The 21289-nt window shown below is 46.5% G+C and carries 22 protein-coding genes and 1 pseudogene; 1 reads left to right on the top strand and 22 read right to left on the bottom strand.

The genetic code is table 11. From position 1 onward, the window contains the following. The 5 genes and pseudogenes from TW81_RS19415 to prmB form a co-directional block, all read right to left on the bottom strand. On the bottom strand, window positions 1-728 hold a 728-nt coding region (locus tag TW81_RS19415; protein WP_045955023.1), incomplete at its 3' end, for a hypothetical protein. A 4-nt stretch (window positions 729-732) separates the two neighbouring features. Beyond that, on the bottom strand, window positions 733-2154 hold the full coding sequence (locus TW81_RS07115) for a site-specific integrase (RefSeq protein ID WP_045955022.1): 1422 nt from the start codon (window positions 2152-2154) through the stop codon (window positions 733-735). A gap of 75 nt (window positions 2155-2229) precedes the next feature. Then, window positions 2230-2406: pseudogene (locus tag TW81_RS07110) on the bottom strand (elongation factor P hydroxylase); the annotation flags it as partial. 154 nt (window positions 2407-2560) lie between these two features. Continuing rightward, window positions 2561-3646 carry a chorismate synthase gene (aroC, locus tag TW81_RS07105; RefSeq protein ID WP_045955020.1) on the bottom strand — a complete coding sequence of 362 codons (1086 nt, stop codon included), beginning with the start codon at window positions 3644-3646 and terminating at the stop codon, window positions 2561-2563. 184 nt (window positions 3647-3830) lie between these two features. Further along, entirely contained in the window at window positions 3831-4763 is a 933-nt protein-coding gene (gene prmB / locus TW81_RS07100; RefSeq protein ID WP_045955019.1) for a 50S ribosomal protein L3 N(5)-glutamine methyltransferase, read from the bottom strand. Between the two features lie 64 nt (window positions 4764-4827). Between prmB and smrB the strand changes: the two genes are divergently transcribed. Then, on the top strand, window positions 4828-5358 hold the full coding sequence (smrB, locus tag TW81_RS07095; protein ID WP_045955018.1) for an endonuclease SmrB: 531 nt from the start codon (window positions 4828-4830) through the stop codon (window positions 5356-5358). Window position 5359: 1 nt separating this feature from the next. Here smrB and flhB read toward each other — a convergent pair whose 3' ends face one another. The 17 genes from flhB to TW81_RS07010 all read right to left on the bottom strand — a co-directional run bounded on the left by flhB (window position 5360) and on the right by TW81_RS07010 (window position 21243). Beyond that, window positions 5360-6490: a flagellar biosynthesis protein FlhB gene (gene flhB, locus TW81_RS07090; RefSeq protein ID WP_045955017.1), complete on the bottom strand. Its 1131-nt coding sequence runs from the start codon at window positions 6488-6490 to the stop codon at window positions 5360-5362. Between the two features lie 8 nt (window positions 6491-6498). Further along, on the bottom strand, window positions 6499-7281 hold the full coding sequence (gene fliR / locus TW81_RS07085) for a flagellar biosynthetic protein FliR (protein WP_045955016.1): 783 nt from the start codon (window positions 7279-7281) through the stop codon (window positions 6499-6501). An 8-nt stretch (window positions 7282-7289) separates the two neighbouring features. Next, window positions 7290-7559 (bottom strand): flagellar biosynthesis protein FliQ, encoded by a 270-nt coding sequence (fliQ, locus tag TW81_RS07080; protein WP_045955015.1) that lies wholly within the window; start codon window positions 7557-7559, stop codon window positions 7290-7292. A 13-nt stretch (window positions 7560-7572) separates the two neighbouring features. Beyond that, window positions 7573-8397: a flagellar type III secretion system pore protein FliP gene (gene fliP, locus TW81_RS07075; RefSeq protein ID WP_420835058.1), complete on the bottom strand. Its 825-nt coding sequence runs from the start codon at window positions 8395-8397 to the stop codon at window positions 7573-7575. A gap of 31 nt (window positions 8398-8428) precedes the next feature. After that, entirely contained in the window at window positions 8429-8839 is a 411-nt protein-coding gene (gene fliO / locus TW81_RS07070) for a flagellar biosynthetic protein FliO (RefSeq protein ID WP_045955013.1), read from the bottom strand. 13 nt (window positions 8840-8852) lie between these two features. Further along, entirely contained in the window at window positions 8853-9263 is a 411-nt protein-coding gene (gene fliN / locus TW81_RS07065) for a flagellar motor switch protein FliN (RefSeq protein WP_045955012.1), read from the bottom strand. 20 nt (window positions 9264-9283) lie between these two features. Then, window positions 9284-10333, bottom strand: a complete 1050-nt coding sequence (gene fliM / locus TW81_RS07060) for a flagellar motor switch protein FliM (RefSeq protein ID WP_045955011.1) — start codon at window positions 10331-10333, stop codon at window positions 9284-9286. 7 nt (window positions 10334-10340) lie between these two features. Next, complete coding sequence (gene fliL, locus TW81_RS07055) at window positions 10341-10838, bottom strand: flagellar basal body-associated protein FliL (protein ID WP_045955010.1); 498 nt, start codon at window positions 10836-10838, stop codon at window positions 10341-10343. A gap of 35 nt (window positions 10839-10873) precedes the next feature. Further along, the gene (locus TW81_RS07050; RefSeq protein ID WP_045955009.1) at window positions 10874-12829 is read right to left on the bottom strand and encodes a flagellar hook-length control protein FliK; all 1956 of its coding nucleotides are present in this window, start codon (window positions 12827-12829) and stop codon (window positions 10874-10876) included. Between the two features lie 142 nt (window positions 12830-12971). After that, entirely contained in the window at window positions 12972-13412 is a 441-nt protein-coding gene (gene fliJ / locus TW81_RS07045) for a flagellar export protein FliJ (protein ID WP_045955008.1), read from the bottom strand. A gap of 6 nt (window positions 13413-13418) precedes the next feature. Then, window positions 13419-14741, bottom strand: a complete 1323-nt coding sequence (gene fliI / locus TW81_RS07040; protein WP_045955007.1) for a flagellar protein export ATPase FliI — start codon at window positions 14739-14741, stop codon at window positions 13419-13421. Further along, window positions 14741-15541: a flagellar assembly protein FliH gene (fliH, locus tag TW81_RS07035; protein WP_045955006.1), complete on the bottom strand. Its 801-nt coding sequence runs from the start codon at window positions 15539-15541 to the stop codon at window positions 14741-14743. Before fliH ends, fliI begins: the two co-directional genes overlap by 1 nt. A gap of 20 nt (window positions 15542-15561) precedes the next feature. Further along, window positions 15562-16617, bottom strand: coding sequence for a flagellar motor switch protein FliG (gene fliG / locus TW81_RS07030; RefSeq protein ID WP_045955005.1), 1056 nt, complete (start codon window positions 16615-16617; stop codon window positions 15562-15564). Further along, window positions 16610-18358 (bottom strand): flagellar basal-body MS-ring/collar protein FliF, encoded by a 1749-nt coding sequence (gene fliF / locus TW81_RS07025; protein WP_045955004.1) that lies wholly within the window; start codon window positions 18356-18358, stop codon window positions 16610-16612. Before fliF ends, fliG begins: the two co-directional genes overlap by 8 nt. Before the next feature lie 15 nt (window positions 18359-18373). Then, window positions 18374-18685 (bottom strand): flagellar hook-basal body complex protein FliE, encoded by a 312-nt coding sequence (gene fliE, locus TW81_RS07020; protein WP_045955003.1) that lies wholly within the window; start codon window positions 18683-18685, stop codon window positions 18374-18376. Window positions 18686-18781: 96 nt separating this feature from the next. Beyond that, on the bottom strand, window positions 18782-20182 hold the full coding sequence (locus TW81_RS07015; protein WP_045955002.1) for a sigma-54-dependent transcriptional regulator: 1401 nt from the start codon (window positions 20180-20182) through the stop codon (window positions 18782-18784). Beyond that, window positions 20182-21243: a sensor histidine kinase gene (locus TW81_RS07010; RefSeq protein ID WP_045955001.1), complete on the bottom strand. Its 1062-nt coding sequence runs from the start codon at window positions 21241-21243 to the stop codon at window positions 20182-20184. The genes TW81_RS07015 and TW81_RS07010 overlap by 1 nt, the downstream gene beginning before the upstream one ends. Window positions 21244-21289: the final 46 nt, after the last annotated feature.

Raw genomic sequence — 21289 nt, 5'->3', positions numbered from 1 at the left:
TTAAGTCTACCGTTACAATATAGGTGTTCTCGCTCATCAAGCGGATGACTAATTGGAATAGGATAATTATTATCTAAGATAGCGTCAGAAAATTGATTGAAGTAATTAGCACACGCACGTAAATACTCCTGTCCATCCCGAAGACTAACAGCCCGACCCTCATCGACTGAATTAGACTGTCGGCTGCGTTGCTTGGGTATATAAGTAAGAATTGCATAATTTGATAGCTGAAATGCCCATTGAATAAAGCTTCGTACAGTATTTAGTCGCGTTAGAATTGTCGATGGCTTTAGAGAACATTCACCATTCATATTACCCCGTTGGTCAAGTATGACTTGATAACGCTGATATTCACTAACTAATCCATCTAATGTGATTGGCTTTCCACCACCGTTAAAGTCACAGAAATTAAAGAAATACCGCAAGTTGTATAGATGCGTTCGAAGAGTCTCATCTCGCCAACCTTTGTTAAGCACGGTATATAGATAGTTTCGCAACCACTCCACTCTTTCTGGGGATAAAGATTTGGTGTTAACTGAGCATGAAATATAGTGTTTTCCACTCATGTGGCTATCTGAATCGATTTCGCGTTCCAGATAACAAACGCTACCAATGTCGACTTTAAAGTGGATACCGTCCGACCTGACACCTTTTATCACTGTTGCTTGAGGAGAATATACTGAGGGTAAGCTCTTAGGGTCCACTTCAACTATAGGGCGACTGGTCATAGAATCACTCCTTATCGAAACCACACATCAAATCGCCAAACGCTTCTTGTATTTCATTAAACTCGGAAAGTTCAGAGTCAAAGCTGAGATACCCTTCAGTCGTTATAAAATTGCTGTGATTCAAACGCTGCCTAACATGGTCGAAAATTTTTGAATCCGGATATCCTTCTGCTCTCATAAACCTTACAATATTCATACCCATAGTCGCCCTGAGATCATGGAAAGTGAATGCTTTAAAGGTTGGTTCGGATTTTTGGATTCGAAAAATAAACCGTCCTAGTTCATTGCGAAGAGATTGACCATTCTTGGGCACCATCATAGGGGCTTTAATATTCCAAGCAGCTTTAGGGGCTTGACGGTCTGAAATTTCTCGTTGAGCGGTATAATATGGATTACCACTTCGAGTTAAAAACACATAATTGTCATCAGTATCGCCATAAAAACTATTGTCATGGCGTCTACGGTCTTCCGCACGCTTACACTCGATGTAATTCATCAAGTCATCAATGAGCTCACGTCTAAAAATTAGCCTATTTAATCTACTGCCTTTCGTATCAGCTTTGTAACGTTGACCTCCATTTATAATAACATTAGTCATTGACGGAGTAGTTTCTAATTCACTGTATGCTTTTTTGATACAACCAATACTCAATGTACATACGGTTTGCTGCCTTGCTCCTGTTTCGAGTGCGATTCGCATCATTAACTCAAGCTCTACCGAGGCGTAATTTTTACGAAAAGCATCAAAAATAATCTGTTGTTCTTCTTCAGTTAGAGGGCGTAATCTCCCCCCATCACTTAGTTTTCCTATGGGAGGATTGTGATTTCGACTGCTCTTGACTCTGAGGTCATTCGTAATGACCTGAGTACTTCGAACTAAACCCACTCGGTTAGTGGTCATGATCGACTTTCTTATCTCGGTGAATGGCTGGTTTTCTAATTTAGCTTCTGTCACTAACGAATCATAGCGGATGTTTTTATAGAAATGGGCAACCGTAGAAAGTACATTGTTAATGCTTTCAGCACTAAAATCGTGGTTGTCCAAAGCTTGACTCATGAACAACCTGAACTTTTGAGGTGCACGTTCATAGTAAAGCTTGGGAAGATCGAGAAAATGCTGACCAGTATCCTCTAGATACTGTAAGTAGTACTTCAGGTGAGTAGCTCTCGCAGTAAGTGTTCTCATATTTGAGAGATTTGGCTTATCTAATTGGCCCAATAAATAGGCGTTGCCGATATCCCAAGGTAGACCGTTTGATTGAAGGATAACGGGCATTTTGGGAAAATAGCCACTGTCTTCTAGGTAGGAATAGCGGTATTCGTTGTTCGCTTCCCCAACCTCCCATATTAGCCTCCCTTTATAAAAGTGACCTAAATGGATAACTTTCGCTGTTGATTTAAACAGAACATTGAGGGTAGCTTTCACCTATAGAATCTCCTTAGGATGTACATTATTCCTAGTATGAGTTTCTTAGTATGTCAACCTTTAAAGAGATGCATGGATCTCGTGCATTGCCGAAGCGTAAAAACCGCGAGCAAAAATAATCCGATGATAGAGAGTGTTCTCATCGGCTGGCAGATAAATCGGTTCGTCGCCACCCAATTCTAACTTCGTGTTGTAGCTAGCAAAAAAGGTGTGATTAAAAATCTGGATCAAGTCTTGATATTGGTGGTTCATTGCTCGTTTTATGGCCTTCGAATACTGCGCTAGGCATTCTCGCATGTTTATTGTCGAACTCAAATAGCCCAGCTGAGTGACACTTGGTTATTGTAATTGTTAACCGATACGAAAACGGCCTCAATCAAGAGGCCGTCTTTAAGCTGAGCAGAGATTAAATCTGCGGTGTTTCTGTCGTCACACCGTGGTTTTGGCCGCGATGACGCAGTAGATGGTCGAGTACGACAATTGCCAACATCGCTTCCGCAATTGGCACCGCGCGGATACCAACACATGGATCGTGGCGACCTTTGGTGATCAATTGCGTTGCTTCACCTTGGCGCGTGATAGTTTCACCAGGGACGGTAATACTCGACGTTGGCTTAAGTGCAATGTTTGCCACAATGTCCTGACCAGTAGAGATACCACCCAAGATACCGCCAGCATGGTTGCTCGCAAAGCCACTAGGAGTGAGCTCATCTCTGTGTTGGCTGCCTTTTTGGTTTACAACTGCAAAGCCATCGCCAATCTCAACTCCTTTGACTGCATTGATACTCATCAGTGCATGTGCGATATCGGCGTCTAAGCGATCAAATACAGGCTCACCGAGGCCGACAGGGACATTGGTCGCGACCACTTGGAGCTTAGCACCAATGGAATCACCCTGCTTTTTCAAATCACGGATCAGTTGGTCAAACGCGTCTACCTTATCCGTGTCAGGGCAGAAGAAAGCGTTGTTCTCGATTTCGTCCCAATCGACTTTATCAATCGACACGTCACCCATTTGCGCTAAGTAAGCGCGAATCTCGACGCCAAATTCTTGCTGGAGATATTTCTTTGCGATAGAACCTGCGGCAACACGCATGGCTGTTTCGCGCGCAGATGAGCGGCCACCACCACGGTAGTCACGTACACCGTATTTTTGGTGGTAAGTGTAATCCGCGTGACCTGGACGGAACTTGTCTTTAATTTCTGAGTAATCTTTAGAACGCTGATCGGTGTTCTCAATTAACAGGCCAATGGACGTGCCCGTTGTTTTGCCTTCAAACACACCAGAGAGAATTTTAACCTCATCCGGTTCACGGCGTTGAGTGGTATAACGTGAAGTGCCCGGACGACGGCGATCCAAGTCTACTTGAATATCCGCTTCCGTAATTTCTAACCCTGGAGGGCATCCGTCAACGATACATCCTAGTGCGATACCGTGACTTTCTCCGAATGTCGTTACACGGAAATGTTGTCCGATACTGTTTCCTGCCATTACTTCCTCAATCTTATGCGCCCCGTAAACAGAGCTTTACACTTCAATTCTTCGTAAATTCATAGTCGCTTTATTACGGATTGATGTAAACCCCTAAAAGGGATCTATTTTGCTTTTTAACCCGCATAAAAAACGCCAAGTTATCGTTAACTTGGCGTTAGTCATCTCAGTGAGATGTTGCTGGCTAATCTCGGTAGATAGAGAACTCAGCCGCGTGCTCAAGCATCTGCTCGCGCGTGAGCATAAACACGCCGTGACCACCGTTTTCGAACTCTAGCCAAGTAAATGGAATATGAGGATATTGCTCCATCATATGAACCATAGAGTTGCCCACTTCACAGATAAGAATACCTTTCTCGGTTAGATAATCTGGTGCGTTGGCTAAAATACGGCGAACCAACTTCAATCCATCAGTACCTGCCGCTAAGCCAAGCTCAGGCTCATGAGTAAACTCCTGAGGTAAGCTGTTCATATCCTCTTGGTCAACGTATGGCGGGTTCGAAACAATCAGATCGTACTGCTCTTTTGGTAAGTCACGGAAGAGATCTGAGCGGATTGGGAACACTTGCTGCTCCATGCCATGATCTTGAACATTCTGTTCGGCAACTTGCAATGCATCTGTTGAAATATCAATCGCATCTACTTCAGCATGTGGAAAGGCGTGCGCACAAGCAATCGCAATACAACCACTGCCAGTACACAAGTCCATAATACGTGTTGGTTCTTCGACTAACCAAGGTTGGAACTCAGCTTGAATCAGCTCACCAATCGGCGAGCGTGGTACGAGTACACGCTCATCAACATAAAACTCTAAACCGCAGAACCAAGCGCGATTGGTCAGGTAAGCCGTTGGAGTGCGTTCGTTAATACGCTTAACCACACGTTCGACAATACGCATACGCTCGCTGGTGGTTAAACGTGAATTCAACACATGAGGAGGCACATCAATGGGTAAGTACAGCGTTGGTAAGATGAGCTGCACTGCTTCATCCCACGCGTTATCAGTGCCATGACCATAAAATAGGTTAGCGGCATTGAAACGGCTCACTGTCCAACGCATCATATCTTGAAGCGTGTGAAGTTCTGAAACCGCTTCTTCTACAAAAATCTTATCCAAAATTGCCTCCGAAAAGCGCTACAATACTGCCAATTGCATTTATATATATTTACTAGCTAGTCCCATGAGCAAAAAAGACACCGATATGAATGATGACTTCGCCCTATTTAGGGATGCAGTACAAGGCGTAAAAAAGTTGTCACAGGATACCATAGTCCAGCAACCAAAAAAAAATACTAAGCAAAAAGAAATTACTCGTACTGCTCGTGAAGCTAGCGATACCGAGTTCTATTTTTCCGATGAGTTTGTGCCGCTGCTCAACGAAGAAGGCCCAACCCGCTATGCCCGCGACGATGTGTCTCAATATGAAGTAAAACGACTGCGCCGCGGTGTGTACGTCCCCGATGTATTCTTAGATATGCACGGCATGACGCAAAAAGAGGCCAAACGTGAACTTGGCGCGATGATCGCCTACTGCATTAAAAATGAGATTTCCTGTGCCTGCGTTCAACACGGCATTGGTAAACATATCCTTAAGCAAAAGGCACCTCTATGGCTGGCGCAGCACCCTGACGTAATGGCATTCCACCAAGCACCGTTGGAGTTTGGCGGTGACGGAGCGTTATTAGTTTTGCTTTCCATTCCCGACAAGTAAGCTATTTGCGATATTCCGGCGGTATTGGTAGCTCAGAGGTTTTAAGGTTTGGTCTTTGACCACCACGCTTACGGTACTGCTTAAGCTGAAAAACATAAGCGAGGATTTGTGCCACAGCGGTAAACAGACCGTCTGGTATCTCTTGTTCCAGCTCCGTCGAGTGATAAAGAGCCCGTGCTAATGGCGGTGCCGGGACAACATAAATATCGTGTTCTCGCGCAACTTCGCGGATTTTCAGTGCCATATGATCCGTCCCTTTTGCTACCACAATTGGCGCTCGGTCAGTGTCTTGCTTATACCGTAAAGCGACAGAAAAGTGCTCAGGGTTGGTTACAATCACATCAGCTTGGGGAACTTCAGCCATCATGCGGCGCTGAGCGGCTTCCCGTTGCAACATACGGATACGACCTTTGACTTCAGGTTTACCTTCGGTCTCTTTGTATTCGTCTTTGACCTCTTGCTTGGTCATTTTGAGTTGATTCGCGTGCTGCCAGATTTGAAAGGGTATATCTATTGCGACAACGATCAGCAAGGTACAACTAATCAACAAGACAAAATTCAGTAAGATATCGAGCGCATGGAAAATGTTCTGCGGATAGACATCCATGCTCAACTGGAACAAATCTTCTTTGGCGGCATTGATCAGATAAAACGCCATTCCAGATACCAGCGCGACTTTTAAGATCGACTTAACCAGCTCAACCCAGCTCTGAAGGCCCACCATGCGCTTTAGGCCACTCAAAGGGTTCATCTTTGACCATTTAGGCATCGCCGCCTGAGCTGAAAAGTTAACGCCACCAACCCCAGCCGCCCCAGCAAGCGCCGCAATAAACAAGGTAACGAGAATAAGCAGTAACGGTAGTAGTAAGCTGCCTAGCGAGCCCAAAGCAATATCAAACAGCTTAACTTGATCGAAAATTTCATCACGAGAAAGATTGAACAGCCTCCCCATTGCTTTGAACAGAGCGCTTGCGAGGCTTTCACCAAACCACATTAGGGCAATGGAACCTACTACCAACACTGACACAGACGCTAACTCTTTTGACCTTGCAACCTGCCCTTTTTCACGCGCTTGTTGCAAGCGTCTGGGCGTGGCGTCTTCTGTGCGTTCTTGACCGTCTGACTCTGCCATTGCGCCTCCTAACAATCTAGCCTAATGAACTGGCAAACTTGCTGCTCGCCCTGTAACCAGAATAGTTCATAGTGATTGTACAACCCAGCAATGATGTACCAACATAGAAGCAAGCCGACCATCAAGGCAAACGCAAAACCCAAAGAGAAAATGTTCAACTGTGGAGCGGCACGTGTCATCACACCAAAAGAAAGGTTAATCGTCAGCAGCGCAATAATGCCAGACAGTGACATACTCAGCGCGACTTTAAACATAATGCCGAGCCAAAGCGCCAACTCCCTGAAATCGACACTGGTCAGTGAACCAGTTCCAATTGGCAATGATTTGAAGCTCATGACCACCAGCATGATCATTTTTAAGTGACCATCGGTCGCCAAAAAAAACATCGTCGCCAAAAACATAAACAGCTGACCGAGCAAAGGAGTATTTTGCCCGTTTGCCGGGTCGACCATAGACGCAAAACCTAAACTCGACTGCATACCTAAGATTTGACCTAAGATAACGAAAGTTTGAATCATAAATTGCGTCACCGTACCCATAGCGACACCAATAATAATTTGTTCAAGCAGCGTCATGAATCCGGCAAATGAGAGCAGTTCAATATTGTCCGGAACAGCAGGAATTACCGGCATCACCGCAAAGGTTATCGCCAAGCCCAGATATAAACGCACTCGGGTTGAGACAAAGCGAGCCCCTGTTACCGACATCACCATCAGCATGGCCGCAATTCGCGTGTACGGCCAAAAGTAGTTAGCAATCCAATCTAAAACAATGCTGGTTGGATACTCCATGGCGAGACCTAGTAGAGTACCTGAGGAAGCCGCTCGATCATGCTAAAGAAAAACTCCATTAGCATCTGCGTCATCCAATGCGCAAACATCATTAAGGTCAGTAAGGTCACAATCAGACGGGGTAAGAAACTGAGTGTCTGTTCGTTAATCGACGTCGCTGCCTGGAAAATGGCAACCACTAAACCAATCATTAAGCTAGGTATAATGATCGCGCACACCATGATAAGTACCATCCACAGTGCATCGCGAAAAAGCTCAACAAACATTTCAGGAGTCATCGTTTTTCTCCCATCACAAAGCGAAACTGCCGGCCAAGGTAGACAAAATCAGATTCCAACCATCAACCAAGACAAATAGCATCAGCTTGAATGGCAAAGAAACGATCATTGGCGAGAGCATCATCATACCCATCGCCATCAACACCGAGGCCACCACCAAGTCAATAATTAAGAAAGGTAAAAACAGCATGAATCCAATCTGGAAAGCGGTTTTCAGCTCTGAAGTGATAAAGGCTGGAATTAACACTGCCATCGAAACATCTTCAGGTGCGGTTGCTGTTGAGCCTGAAATATTGACAAAGGTTTCTAAGTCTTTGACTCGTGTTTGCTTGAGCATAAAGTCTTTCATTGGCACTTGCGCTACATCAAACGCCTGACGCGCTGAAATCTGCTCATTAATGTAAGGCTGAATAGCATCGTCATTAATTTTGCTTAGTACAGGTGACATGATGAAGAAGGTAAGAAAAATCGCGATGCCAATAATGACTTGGTTTGATGGCGTTTGTTGCAAGCCCATAGCTTGTCTTAAGATCGACATCACCACCACAATACGGGTAAAAGATGTCATCAAAATAACCATCGCTGGCAAAAAGCCGAGCATGGTCATTAAGGCCAATATCTGCAGGTTTATTGAGTAATCTTCACTACCATCGGGGTTAGTTGTCATAGTGAAGGCTGGGATTCCGCCTCCACCCGCAACACTGCCTGCCGCGATGGTTCTCGATGCGCCTTGCTCTTGTTCCATCGCCGTTACTGTGACTGAGTCTGACGGTGCGATGTTGGCAGGCACAGGCGTTTCAATTTCTTGCTGCGCAAAGGACAAAGGTGCCAAGCACATAAGTACCAATGCCAGTACCAGCCGTGTTAGATTATTGGCTTTTATCATGCATTTTTAACAGCTGAGTCAGTTGATTTGAAAACGGACTCGCAGCCATCTCCTCCTGAGACAAAGGTTTATCCAGCTTCGATATCAGTTGAATCGATTGTGCTGTTACGCCGACTAAAAATTGTTCTTCACCGGCTTGAACAATCACGATTCGCTCTTTATGGCCAACCGCGATTTGACGGATTACACTCAAACCTTTTTGATTTACCAAAGACGGGACGCGCATTCGTTTTAGTAACCATGCTAAAAGCAAAATGAAGACTATAACGAATAAGAGCGACCCAAATGTGGTCGCCCAATCAAGCTGGTTGCTTGGCGATGAAACACCCGCCATAGCAGAAGGAGAAAGCAGTATAAGCGAGTAAAGTAAGTACTCCTTAACCTTAAAAGACATACTTATCCTTAAGCTATCGCAGTTTCTTGATGCGCTCAGTTTGGCTGATCACGTCGGTTAGACGAATACCAAACTTATCGTTGACCACTACCACTTCTCCGTGGGCGATTAAGGTGCCATTAACCAACACATCTAATGACTCACCGGCCAAACGCTCTAGCTCAACGACCGAACCTTGGTTGAGCTGCAACAGGTTACGAATGCTGATTTGTGAACGGCCGACTTCCATAGAGATAGTGACTGGAATATCTAAGATGGTATCAAGCTTACGACGTTCATCGTCAGAAATCGGTGATGATGTATCTTTCAGTTCATCAAGCTGAGCATTCATCACTTCATCGACGTCAATCTCAGGCGCGCTCGGGTCTTCACCTAATGCCGCGGCCCATTCGTCCGCCAGTTTTTGGTCGTCACTTGGTTCCATATACGTTACCTATTATTCTCTTAATCTTCGATTTCGCCTTCGTCTTCTTCTAGCTCAGAAATGACGTCTTTACCTAAGAAAGCGATATCCGTTTTGACCACATCAGGTCGTTTGATTTCTTGTGAAACCTGAACCGCAATTTTGTCTCCTGAACGCCCCATCTTCACACGATAAGTAGGTAATTCTTCGACAAACATCACTGCATGTTCTGGCATCTCAATCGGAATGATATCTCCTGGCTGGAGCTCCATTAAGTCACGTAGCGAGATATCTTGCTCGAGTAGATCGACACGGAAGTTGACCGGCACATCCATGATCTCTTCACGCAGTGCGGTACTCCAACGAACGTCTGTTTCCATTTTGTCGGATTGTACACCGGCATCCAATAGCTCGCGAATCGGCTCAACCATGGAGTACGGCATGACAACGTGGAAGTCACCACCACCACCATCAACTTCGATATGGAACGAGCTCACGACGATCACTTCCGTCGGGCTTACAATGTTTGCCATACTTGGGTTTACTTCGGAGTCAAGATACTCAAATTCAACCCCCATCACTGGCGACCAAGCTTCTTTGTAATCTTCAAATACAATCTTTAACAATAGCTGGACGATTCGACGTTCGGTTGGCGTAAATTCACGACCTTCGATACGGGCATGGAAGCGTCCATCACCACCAAAGAAGTTTTCTACCAAAATGAAGACCAAACGTGCTTCCATGGTGATAAGGGCTGTACCTTTTAACGGTCTGAAACGCACCATGTTCAAACTGGTTGGAACGTACAAGGTGTTTTGGTATTCACCAAATTTCATCATTTGTACGCCATTGATCGAAACTTCTGCTGTTTTACGCAGCATGTTGAACAAGCTAATGCGCATGTGGCGGGCAAAACGCTCGTTAATCAGCTCCAGAGTTGGCATTCGACCGCGGACAATGCGGTCTTGTGATGAAAAGTCAAAGTCTACCGCACTGGCATCCGCCACCACTTCATCATCATCGGCCTCATCAACATCATCTACACCATGTAACAGCGCATCAATTTCGTCTTGGCTTAATAGATCAGTCACACGTCACCTATTGCATTACAAAGTCAGTAAATAGCACACGTTCAATCACCGGCTGCCCGACTGCTCGATTTAAGCTGGCTTTGATATCGTCGGTCGCCTTATCTCGTAACTCAACACGACCGTTGACCGTTCTCAACTGATCAACCGTCGCAGAGGCAAACGTGCTCAATAATGTACTTTCAATCAGAGGTGAATGATAGCGAGCTAGATTTTCATTTTCACTGCCACGAACCATCAGTTGTACTTTAATCTGCACTAAGCGATCTTTCTTATCGCCTGTGACATTAAACAAAAATGGTTGGGGGATATTTACATAGGCTACTGGATCGACAGGTGCCGCTGCGTCTTGTGTGATCGCTTGCTGCTCCTCAGCCGCATCATCCGATCCCATCAGGAAGAACGCCGCGCCTCCACCACCAGCCAATAACACCACGACGGCAATTATGATGATCAGTAACTTACTTTTTCCTTTGGGAGCTTCCGTTTCCAGTTCTTCGTCTGCCATAACGTAACGTTCTCTATTCTTTTATTATTAACAGTTTAAGCGTAATAACTAATTCCATCACGCTTTGTCGCTACATTCAAATCAAGATTGATGTCTGGTTCAAGGTTTTCTTCACCTGAGAAGCCCTGACTGCTGTTACCTTGACCATTATTGCCCTGACCACTATCTGCGTAACGTCTTTGCTGCTGACCCGCTGCTTGTTGCTGAACTGAGCTGTCGCCAAGTTGAACCCCTTGCTGAGCAAGCATTTCACGCAGTCTAGGCATTGATTGTTCTATCACATCACGTGCCTGTTGGTTAGCAACCGTAAAGTGTACCGTCGCAGCGTCACCATTCATGTGCATACGGATTTGCATTCTACCGAGTTCTGGTGGGTCGAGGCGGATATCAATATTTTTCAGATTCTTCGACATCATCATTTGCACTCGTTCAGCCACCTGATCACTTGCTAACTCTCTACTGAGCTGCAATGGGGCTTGCGCTGCCTGCTCGGCTCTCACTTGAGCCAACGCCCCCGGGCCTTGCTGTCCAGACGCTTGTGCCAATTGCTGAGCAAATCCGGAGCCTGTCTCGCTCCCTTGCTGCGCACTCTCTTTGTTAGACCCAACTTGTCCGAGCGTACCTGCCGCTTTAGCGCCCATGACAGCTTTCATCAAAGCTTGTTCCTGAGCTACAGCTGCGTTAGGCGCAACAACAGCTTGCTGCATCTGCGCTGCGGCTAAATCTGTCGGCATAGTTGGCATGATCGCTTGCTGCCCAGCAGATTGCACTAATTGAGCCGATGATTGTTGATTCACCACCGCTTGATGAACAGACTGAGCGATTGGCGTATGCTGCGCTTTAGCGGATGTATCTGCTTTAATCGCAACCTCATCTTTTGCCTGTCCTTCTAACTGCGTTGTCCATGGGATGGCTGCCGCTGAAACCGTAACCTGCGGCGAGTTAGCGTCAAGTTCCGCTTCACCTTCAACACTGTCACTGCTCAGCGTTTGGCTACTGACTGAAACTGGTTCGGCTGCAGAATCCAAGGCTTCGGTTGCGCTTGCTGTCGTCACTGCACTTGCGCCGAGCACTCCCCCAGCGGCGACTACCGCTGCTGCGCCAACCTCGACTACCTCTTCATGTACAGCTTGAGGTAACTCAGACTCCACACTTGTAGGGGCGCTCTGTACTTGTATCGGCTCTTCTAGCATATCATTGTGGCTATCACTACCCTTATGCTGCTTAGCCGCGACTAAACGAGCAGGGTTGGATAGTTTTTCTTGCGCAGGTTGAACTTCAGAATGCTTGATCGATTGCTGGTCGACAAAACGCTTAGCGGAGGCTGGGATTACGACCTCTTCACCCTCTGCTGATGACACCACCACTTTCTGTCCGCTTGGTTTTTCACCATCATCAGCCGTACTTTCCAGCACTTTAGCTGATTGATGATGTTGTTGCTCGGACTTAACCCCGCCTTTTTGCGTCACAACAAGATCTTGATCAGAGGCATCAACAGCTTGAACCTTGTTATCTTGTGGCAACGGTTTGCCGTCTTTCGGTTGCAGAACTTTATTGGCATGGTCTAGTCGCTGCAAGACTTCATCATTATCCGCAACAATTTTCTCAGCCGATTGTTGATCATCAGTATCTGATGCCGATTTCGCGATGTTAGCAACGTCGCTCTCGGCTGTGCTTTTTGTCGCCTTTACTGATTCGTCATCACCTGTGCTGGTTGACAAAAGTTCATCGGTACTTTGATTTTCTGTTTCTGAGGCCTTGCTGCTCTTGACTTCAGTATCACCTTCGACGCTAACATCTTCACCCTCAGGCTCGACTGACACTTTGGCTTCTTCAACTTTCGTCTCGGGACTACTTTCGCCTTTGATTAACGCGGCCAACTTAGAGAAAAAGCCACCGGACTCTGGTGATTCAGAGCTTACTTCACCACCTTCACTGGTAATTTTGGTTACTTTGGGACTGTCAGATACCGACGATAAATTGATATTCATATCAGATTCACTCTCTATTGCGCAGCGCCAGTCAAACTGTCGGCGGCAAGATGCCTATAGGATTGCATACATTTTTAATGTTTAACTGCAAGAAGTACGCCAAATAGACGTCCGGAGTGACAATCTAGCCAGTGATGTGAACTTAGTTCAAGCTACGACGGGAAAACTGAAGGGTTGAGAACTCGTCCATCTGCTTCTGCTCTCGAATGTTTTGCAAACGTTCTTTCTCTGCTTGTCTCTTTTCTATCATCCATTCGTACGAGCGACGCTGTTTGCGACATTCAAGCCAGTTCTGCTCACAGCCTTCCACTTGGCTTTTAAAATGTGCTTCGGCTTGTTTTTGCTTCGCTAGCGTTTCATCAAGCGTGGTTAAGAAGCGATTGAGGTGGCTGTATTGACTCGCAGTTAGCCCCTTCTGACCACGGTCAACCAGTTGTTGGCAGTAATCAAGACGATACTTCTCAATCTGTTCCAACTGCTGGTAGTACCCATCTAGCTCGTTGCGTGCCTGATTAAGCGCCAGTACCGCTTGATTCTCACGCTGTGTCGCTTGTTCTAAAAGAAATTCCAGTGCGTTGTCCATTGCCTATTACTCGCCTTGTAGTAATCCACGCAGCATATTAATGCACATATCGTAGGGAACCGTCTCTTTCATCGCTTGTTGCAAATAGCCGTCCAATTTTGGTTTGATTGTAAATGCGCCATCGATTGCAGGATCAGTCCCTGGCTTATACGCCCCAATCGAGACCAAATCTTGATTTTTACGGCATACCGAAAGAACCTGTCGCACCGCTTTTGACATTAGCACATGCTCTTCTGAGGTGATTTGTGGCATGACACGACTGACAGATTTTTCAACGTCAATCGCTGGATAATGACCAGCATCAGCCATCTCACGGGACAAAACGACGTGACCATCTAGAATTGCCCGAGACGCGTCGGCGATCGGGTCTTGTAAGTCATCCCCTTCGGTCAAAACAGTAAAGAATGCCGTAATTGAACCTTGCTCTGGGCTACCATTACCCGCACGTTCAACCAACGCTGGCAGTTTAGCGAATACAGAAGGTGGGTAGCCTTTGGTTGCTGGCGGTTCACCCACAGAAAGGGCAATTTCACGCTGCGCTTGTGCGAAACGAGTTAGTGAATCCATTAATAGCAACACATCTAACCCCTGATCGCGGAAATATTCCGCAATGGTCAATGCAGTTTGGCACCCTTTCAAGCGCATTAATGGCGAAGAATCGGCAGGTGCGGCAACCACAACGGAACGCTGACGACCATCAACCCCTAAGATTTCTTCGATAAACTCTTTGACTTCTCGGCCACGCTCACCAATCAAGCCAACGACAACCACCTGCGCCGTGGTACCGCGAGTCATCATGCCTAAGGTGACCGATTTACCCACACCAGAACCAGCAAATAGACCAATACGCTGACCTTTACCCACCGTCAAAAGACCATTGATTGCCTTGATGCCAACATCGAGTGGCTCGGAAATCGGTTTTCGTGCGAGAGGATTAATCGGCTCGGCGTTAAACGAAGCTCGCTTTTCGGTATAGATAGGACCAAGCCCATCGAGCGGATTGCCGACACCGTCAATCACGCGGCCCAGCAGCTCCATACCCACAGGCAAACCAGACTCACTGGTTAGTGGCGTCACTTTCGCCCCCGGCAGTACGCCAGTAATCTGTTCGCTGGGCATCAGGTATAAACTTTCACCAGAAAAGCCCACCACCTCAGCTTCCATTTCCCCGTGCATGGTTTCCACTTTACATAGGCTACCTATTGGCGCTCGGCATCCCGTGGCTTCTAAGGTTAAACCCACAACGCGAACTAACTTACCTGCCGCAACAGGGCGACAAGTGAGGCCTTGAGTTTTGTATTGGGATAAACGGTCGGCGAGGGCGAGCACTACTCACCACCTTGGTGGCGATTCACTCCACAAAAGCTTTGGATAACACTGCGAATGCGATCTTCCATACGGTAGTTGACACTCGACTCACCCGCCTCAATCTGGACATCACCACGATTAAGGGCTGGCTCGGACATTAATGTCCAATTACGGAACTCTAATTCGTCGGCCCCATAAGATGAACGGATGATTTCTACGTCATCTGGGTGAAGTTTCAAGGTAATAGCATGACCAGAGATAGGTAGTGATTCAACGGACTGTTTGATGGTATCCAAGATAACTTGAGGATTAGTCTGAACTTCAACATGCACCACTTCTTTGACCAACGTCAGTACCATATCGACAAGCTGCTTTTCGACTTGGGCATTCATCAGTTCCAATGGCTGAGCAAATTGATTCGCTAGGTTTACAAAAGTTTGCACTTGTTGCTGGATGAATTCTTGACCAGTTGCAACACCTTCGATTTTACCTGCTTCTAGCCCTTCTTGGTGACCATCTTGAACGCCTTGCTGTTTGCCTTTTTCATAGCCCTGTTTAAAGCCAGCTTCTTGACCTTGATGCAAGCCTTCCTGATAGGCTTGCTGCTTGATCAGATCTATCTCTTCTTGAGTGAGCTGTTTAGGCTCCTCCTCTTCTACGGGATCAGCAATCGGCATCCAGCTTGGATCGTAATTCATTGCTGTTTCTTTGGCTTGTTTGTGAGTTTGCGAGGTGTAATCAGGCATACCCCAACGTTCTGGTTTTTCAACCAACTCGTCATCCTCTAAGCGCAAAAATCCGCGTTTTCTTTCCAAAGACATAGATACCTTAATTCACTTTGTTATAAGAACTCGTCAGCGCCGCCGCCTAGCATAATCTCACCAGAATCAGCCATGCGTCTTGCAATCGCCAACACTTCTTTTTGCGCTGCTTCAACATCCGACACCTTAATTGGCGGCATAGCCTCGAGATCATCGCGCATCATCTCAGCAGCACGTTTAGACATATTCTTGAAGATCTTCTCACGCAGTGTATCGTCAGCACCTTTAAGTGCACGTTGAAGCGCATCTTGTGGTACATCACGCAGCAATTTCTGAATGCCTTGGTCGTCGACTTCGATAAGGTTTTCGAACACAAACATAAGATCTTGAATCTGAGTCGCCATGTCTTCGTCTTGATCGCGAATCTGCTCCATCAAGATACCTTCGACATTGTTATCCATGTAGTTCATGATCTCTGCTGCCGCTTTCAGGCCGCCAATTTTGGCCGCTTGTGCCCCAGCTTGACCTGCGAACTGCTTCTCCATAATCTCGTTCAATTCGGCCAAAGCTGAAGGCTGAACTTCTTCAAGGTTAGCGATACGCATCATCAGATCGAGACGGTCACGTTCGGCAAACTGAGATAGGATTTCAGCAGACTGGTCAGGCTCAAGGTAAGACAACACAATCGTTTGAATTTGAGGGTGCTCATTGATAATGATGCTGGCCACCTGACGAGGATCCATCCACTTGAGTGAATCCAAACCTTTCGACCCAGTACCAAGTAAGATTTGGTCAACAAGGTTATTGGCTTTATCCTCACCCAATGCGGCGACAAGGGCATTGCGCATAAAGTCTTCACTGCCCATACCAATATTGGTGTATTTCTGAATATCTTCGAGGAAAGCACGGTGAACCGCGCCAACTTTGTCTTGACTCAGATCAGAGGCACGCGCCATAGCACTACCCACTCGCTGAACCTGTTTAGGCTCCAAATGGCGAATGATCCCCGCAGCATCTTCCTCATTAAGACTGAGCAACAGAATTGCCGCGCGCTCTTCACCCGGGATGGTTGAAATATCGACGGTGTTTTCTACTACCTCACCGCCCTCTTGCTGTGGAACTAATTCGTTAGGCATCCTGCATCCAATTCTTCACTACTTGTGCTGCAAGTTCAGGTTCGTTAGCTACAAGTGCACGTACCGCTTTAAGCACATCTTCATCTTTGTGGAGGTTAGGCAAGTCAATGCTTGAGCCAAACTCAAATAACTCACCACCGTCTAGGTCACTACCAATCAAGCTAGTTTCACCACCAGCGCCAATTGGCAGCCCATCTGGTCCGTAAAGTTGATCGTCATCTTCATCAGACGCAGGGTTGAGTAGTTTCTTCATCGCTGGGCGTACTAATACTAATACGACGACAATGATAACCAACGCACTTGCGAACCAACGGATCCAGTCATTAAAGTTAGGGTGCTCCCAGATAGGCACATCCGCCATCACTTCGACTTCAGGTTCGGCAAACTGCATGCTCAATACATTAAGCAAATCACCGCGCGCTTCACTGAATCCTACAGTACCAATCAAAAGCTGCTTAATAGAGTTTAGTTCAGCATCTGAAATAGGCTGGTAGCTGGTTTCACCCGTATCTGGATTAACCACTGCGCGGTTTTTGACCGCTACAGCAACAGTCTGACGATTAACGACACCCGTTTGACGACGCTCATGGCTAATGGTGGTATCAAGCTCAAAGTTACGCGTGGCTTCTTTATGCACTGAACCTTGACCTAAGGTTGTACCATCTTTCATTTGCGCAACATCTTGTGGAATTGAAGCGTCCGCTGGAGGCTGATTGCTTAATGCGCCAGGAACCCCTGCGACCACATTACCGTTGTTGTAATCTTCAAGTGTGTATTCGCTGCGAGTTGAAGGTGTATTCGGGTCAAAACGCTTGCTGGTTTGCTCAACTGCACTGAAGTCGAGTTCGATGTCCACTTGCGCGGTGTAGTTACCAAAGCCAAGAATTGGGATCAATACCGAGTCAATTTTATCGCGCAGCGCTTGTTCTTGTTTTCTCTCCAGCTCGTGTTCTTTACGACGAGCGGATGAAGCTGGGTCTTGAGAGCCTGAGCTCAACAAGCGGCCATGTTGGTCGGTCACGGTAATTTTATTGGGTTTCATCCCAGGCACCGCACTAGCAACCATGTCCACTACCGAATCGACCTCTTCTTGTTTGAGATTCGCCCCAGTTTTTAGGGTTAAAAATACCGATGCTGATGCTTCTTGGTTATGTCTGACAAATACGCTCTGTTTCGGCAAAGCCAGCAATACGCGAGCTTTGCGTACCTGCTTCATCTCTTCGATCGCTTTAGAAAGCTGGCGTTCACGACTTAATTTGAGTCGCTCTTGCTCTAGACGCTGCGAGACACCGAATCCCATGTCTTGCAACAGAATATCGTCTCCCGCTTGTTTCTCTTGATTGAGGCCGGCGCGTGCCATATCAAGCTTCAAGGAGTTGAAGTCACTGGTCGGCACTAAGATGGTGTTGCCTTCTAGCTTGTAATCGAGTTTTTGCTGATCGAGATAATCAAGGACTGGGATTAATTCTTCTGTGTCGTAAACACCAAGCGGGCGCATTTCAGGCTCTTTGACCCAAAAGAACAACATGACGATCAAAGCGACACAAATTGAGATAGAAAGAACAAGCACTACCTGACGCAATAAGTCGAGATCGCCCACTGCCATGTCAAATTTAGAACTCGATTTTTCATCCAAATCTGGGTTCTGTACTTGCGTATCAAGATCTGACGTTGCCATCATTGCGCCTTCTCCAGTACCTTCGGTAACGGTTAGATCAGTGGATGAATTTTGCTCTGACACAGATTTTACCTAACTTTATACTGGCATGTTCATCAATTCTTTGTACGCTTCAACGAGCTTGTTACGTACTTGAATTGTAGCTTCAAATGCAACGCTGGATTTGTTTCTAGCAATCATGACATCAGAGAGTGACACATCGGCATCGCCGCGATCGAACCTTGTTTGTAGGTCGCTAGACGTTTTTGAGAGACCATTGACGTTATTAATTGCATTATTAAGCAACTGACCAAAGTCTGCACCGACAGTTTGCCCTGTCGCAGTCGGCTTGGTTGCACTTGCCTCAAACATCATTGCTTGCATTTCGTTTTGAAAACCGTCAATTCTCATCAAAACCTCAGTAGTCAACTCTTTGACTTAAATTAGTGTTGGACTACTGACGCTGCAACCTTCGTGCCACGTCAGTATTAGTGGAAAAATAACACTTTAGTTTGGAATTTCAATCCCTGCGTCACGCATTTTCGCTAACTTGTAGCGTAAGGTTCGCGGGCTAATACCCAGTTTTTCTGCCATTTCTTTACGTCGACCATTACATTCTTCTAGCGTATCGAGAATAATTGCGTATTCCTGATCGCGAAGCTCGCCACCTAAACCACTATTTGAAGTCAAAGGACTGTTTTGTTCAGCAATGGGTTTGACGCTTGGCACGACACTGTCTCCTTGCTCGACCGCAACCTGCAAACTTGACGCGTCTTGCCAATCTAATCCTTCAAGAAGGATGTGCTCAGCATCAATCTGACTATTTTCGGACAGGATCAGCGCTCTTTGCACGACGTTGTCAAGTTCGCGCACATTACCCGGCCAGCTATAGCTCAATAGCTTATTGATTGCGCTCGTGGTAACGCTAGGAACTGGCATACCCAGTTTTTGGCAATGACGCTCGACTAGGTGCTGCGCAAGTGGCTCGATATCGCCTTGACGTTCACACAGAGCAGGCCAAATAATTGGGAATACATTTAGGCGGTAATATAAATCTTCACGGAAGTTACCTTCTTGAACATACAACTTGAGATCGCGGTTACTCGTTGCCAACACGCGCACATCGAGCTTGATGCTCTTACGACTACCCAAGCGTTCCACTTCACGCTCTTGTAGAACGCGCAATAGTTTAGCTTGCAGACTTAAGTCCATTTCACTGATTTCATCAAGTAATATGGTTCCGCCTTGGGCTTGTTCAAACTTACCCGGACACGCTTGTACCGCGCCAGTAAAGGCACCTTTTTCATAACCAAATAGTGTTGCTTCCAGCATATTATCTGGAATCGCGGCACAGTTAATTGCAATGAAGGGGCCATCTTTACGATTCGACGCGTTATGGATATAGCGCGACATCACTTCTTTACCGGATCCACTTGGACCTAGCACCATCACACTGGCATCAGTTTTGGCGACTTTGTCAGCCAGGGCGAGTAGCTTGATACTTTTCTCATCAGCCACCACAGCGTCACCATTGTCATCGGATTTGACTGGTGCGTAACGACTGACCATATTAAGCAGAACTTCCGGTGCAAACGGCTTAGCCATGTAGTCAATCGCGCCATCTTTCATCGCAGACACCGCATCTTCAATGTTGGCATAGGCGGTCATAAGTAACACAGGTAGATTAGGCCAATGCTGTTTGATGTTTCTGAGTAGCGCTAAACCACCCATGCCCGCCATTTGCACGTCTGACACAACAATATCAACGCTGTTCGACTTGAGTTTAACTAAGGCATCTTCAGCACTGTCTGCTTCAAGCCATTCGTAGCCTGCTAGAGCCAAAGTGTCGACTAACGCTTCACGTAGGCCTTCATCATCTTCTACGATAAGTACTTTGCTTTGAGCCATTATGCTTCTCCAGTCATCGCTTGTGGTTCAGTTTGAGGGGAACGTTCGAGCGGTATGCACACTGTAAAGCATGCGCCATCACCCTGTTCTGAAATCAATTCTAATCTTCCATCGTGCGCACGACAGACCATTTGGACTACAGCTAATCCAAGCCCGGTTCCTTGTGAACGCGTAGTAAAGAAGGGTTCCATAATCTTACTTTGCAATTCGACAGGGACCCCTGGCCCGCTGTCTTGAACGGATATTTTCAGCTCACCATTTGCCGCTCTGAAAAACACATCTAGCTGTGACTCTTTTCCTGCAATTTGAATAGCGTTCATAACCAAATTGCTCAAGGCCGACGCAATTGCATTGACGTTGCCAAGTAACTTGGTTTGTTGGTCTTCAACTTCCAGATGGTAGTCGATTTGATTATTTTTCAATGCTGTTTCGACCATAGGCGAGAACTCTGTCACCAACTCAGCAACAGTAAACGGCTTAACGACTTTGTTATCACCGCCTTTCGCAAACAACAGCATATCGTTCACTTGTTTTTCGAGGTCATGTAGACGATCCATCAGTTTGGCCTGGAAACGGTCTTTGGTTGCTGGTGGCAGATTTGGCGCCCCCAAGTTAGACGCATACAGCATGGCACTTGATAATGGTGTGCGTACTTGATGGGCTAAACTAGCCACCATACGTCCAAGCGAAGACAGACGTTGTAAATCGCTGATACGCGACTGCAACAAACGGGTTTCAGTTAAGTCGGTGATTAAGATTAATTGACCCGTTTTTGACGCTGAAATAGCAAGACGCACTTTACGCCCATTGCGTAGCGAAATTTCATGACCATCATCTTCACGGGGTGCAAACGCCTGTTGAATAACTTCGAACCACTTCTCCCCCACTAGTGGGACTTCCAGTAGTCGATGCGCTTCTGGATTCGCTTCCTGAACAACGCCTTGTGTATCAAGCAAAATAACACCTGCAGGCATGACATCGAGTACCTGCTGATAGCGTTCTACTTGTTGTTCTAATGTGCCTAACGGCATCGGGTTATCTACCGACGGGGTTAACTGCATGACGAATTTCTGCCTTAAAAACTACAATAGCCTGGCATGCAAAAGG

Origin of the sequence: Vibrio galatheae (assembly GCF_000967545.1) — a bacterium.
Taxonomy (GTDB): Bacteria; Pseudomonadota; Gammaproteobacteria; order Enterobacterales; family Vibrionaceae; genus Vibrio; species Vibrio galatheae.
The sequence above is the reverse complement of the archived record's forward strand: the minus strand, read 5'-3'. Positions and strand labels throughout refer to the sequence as shown.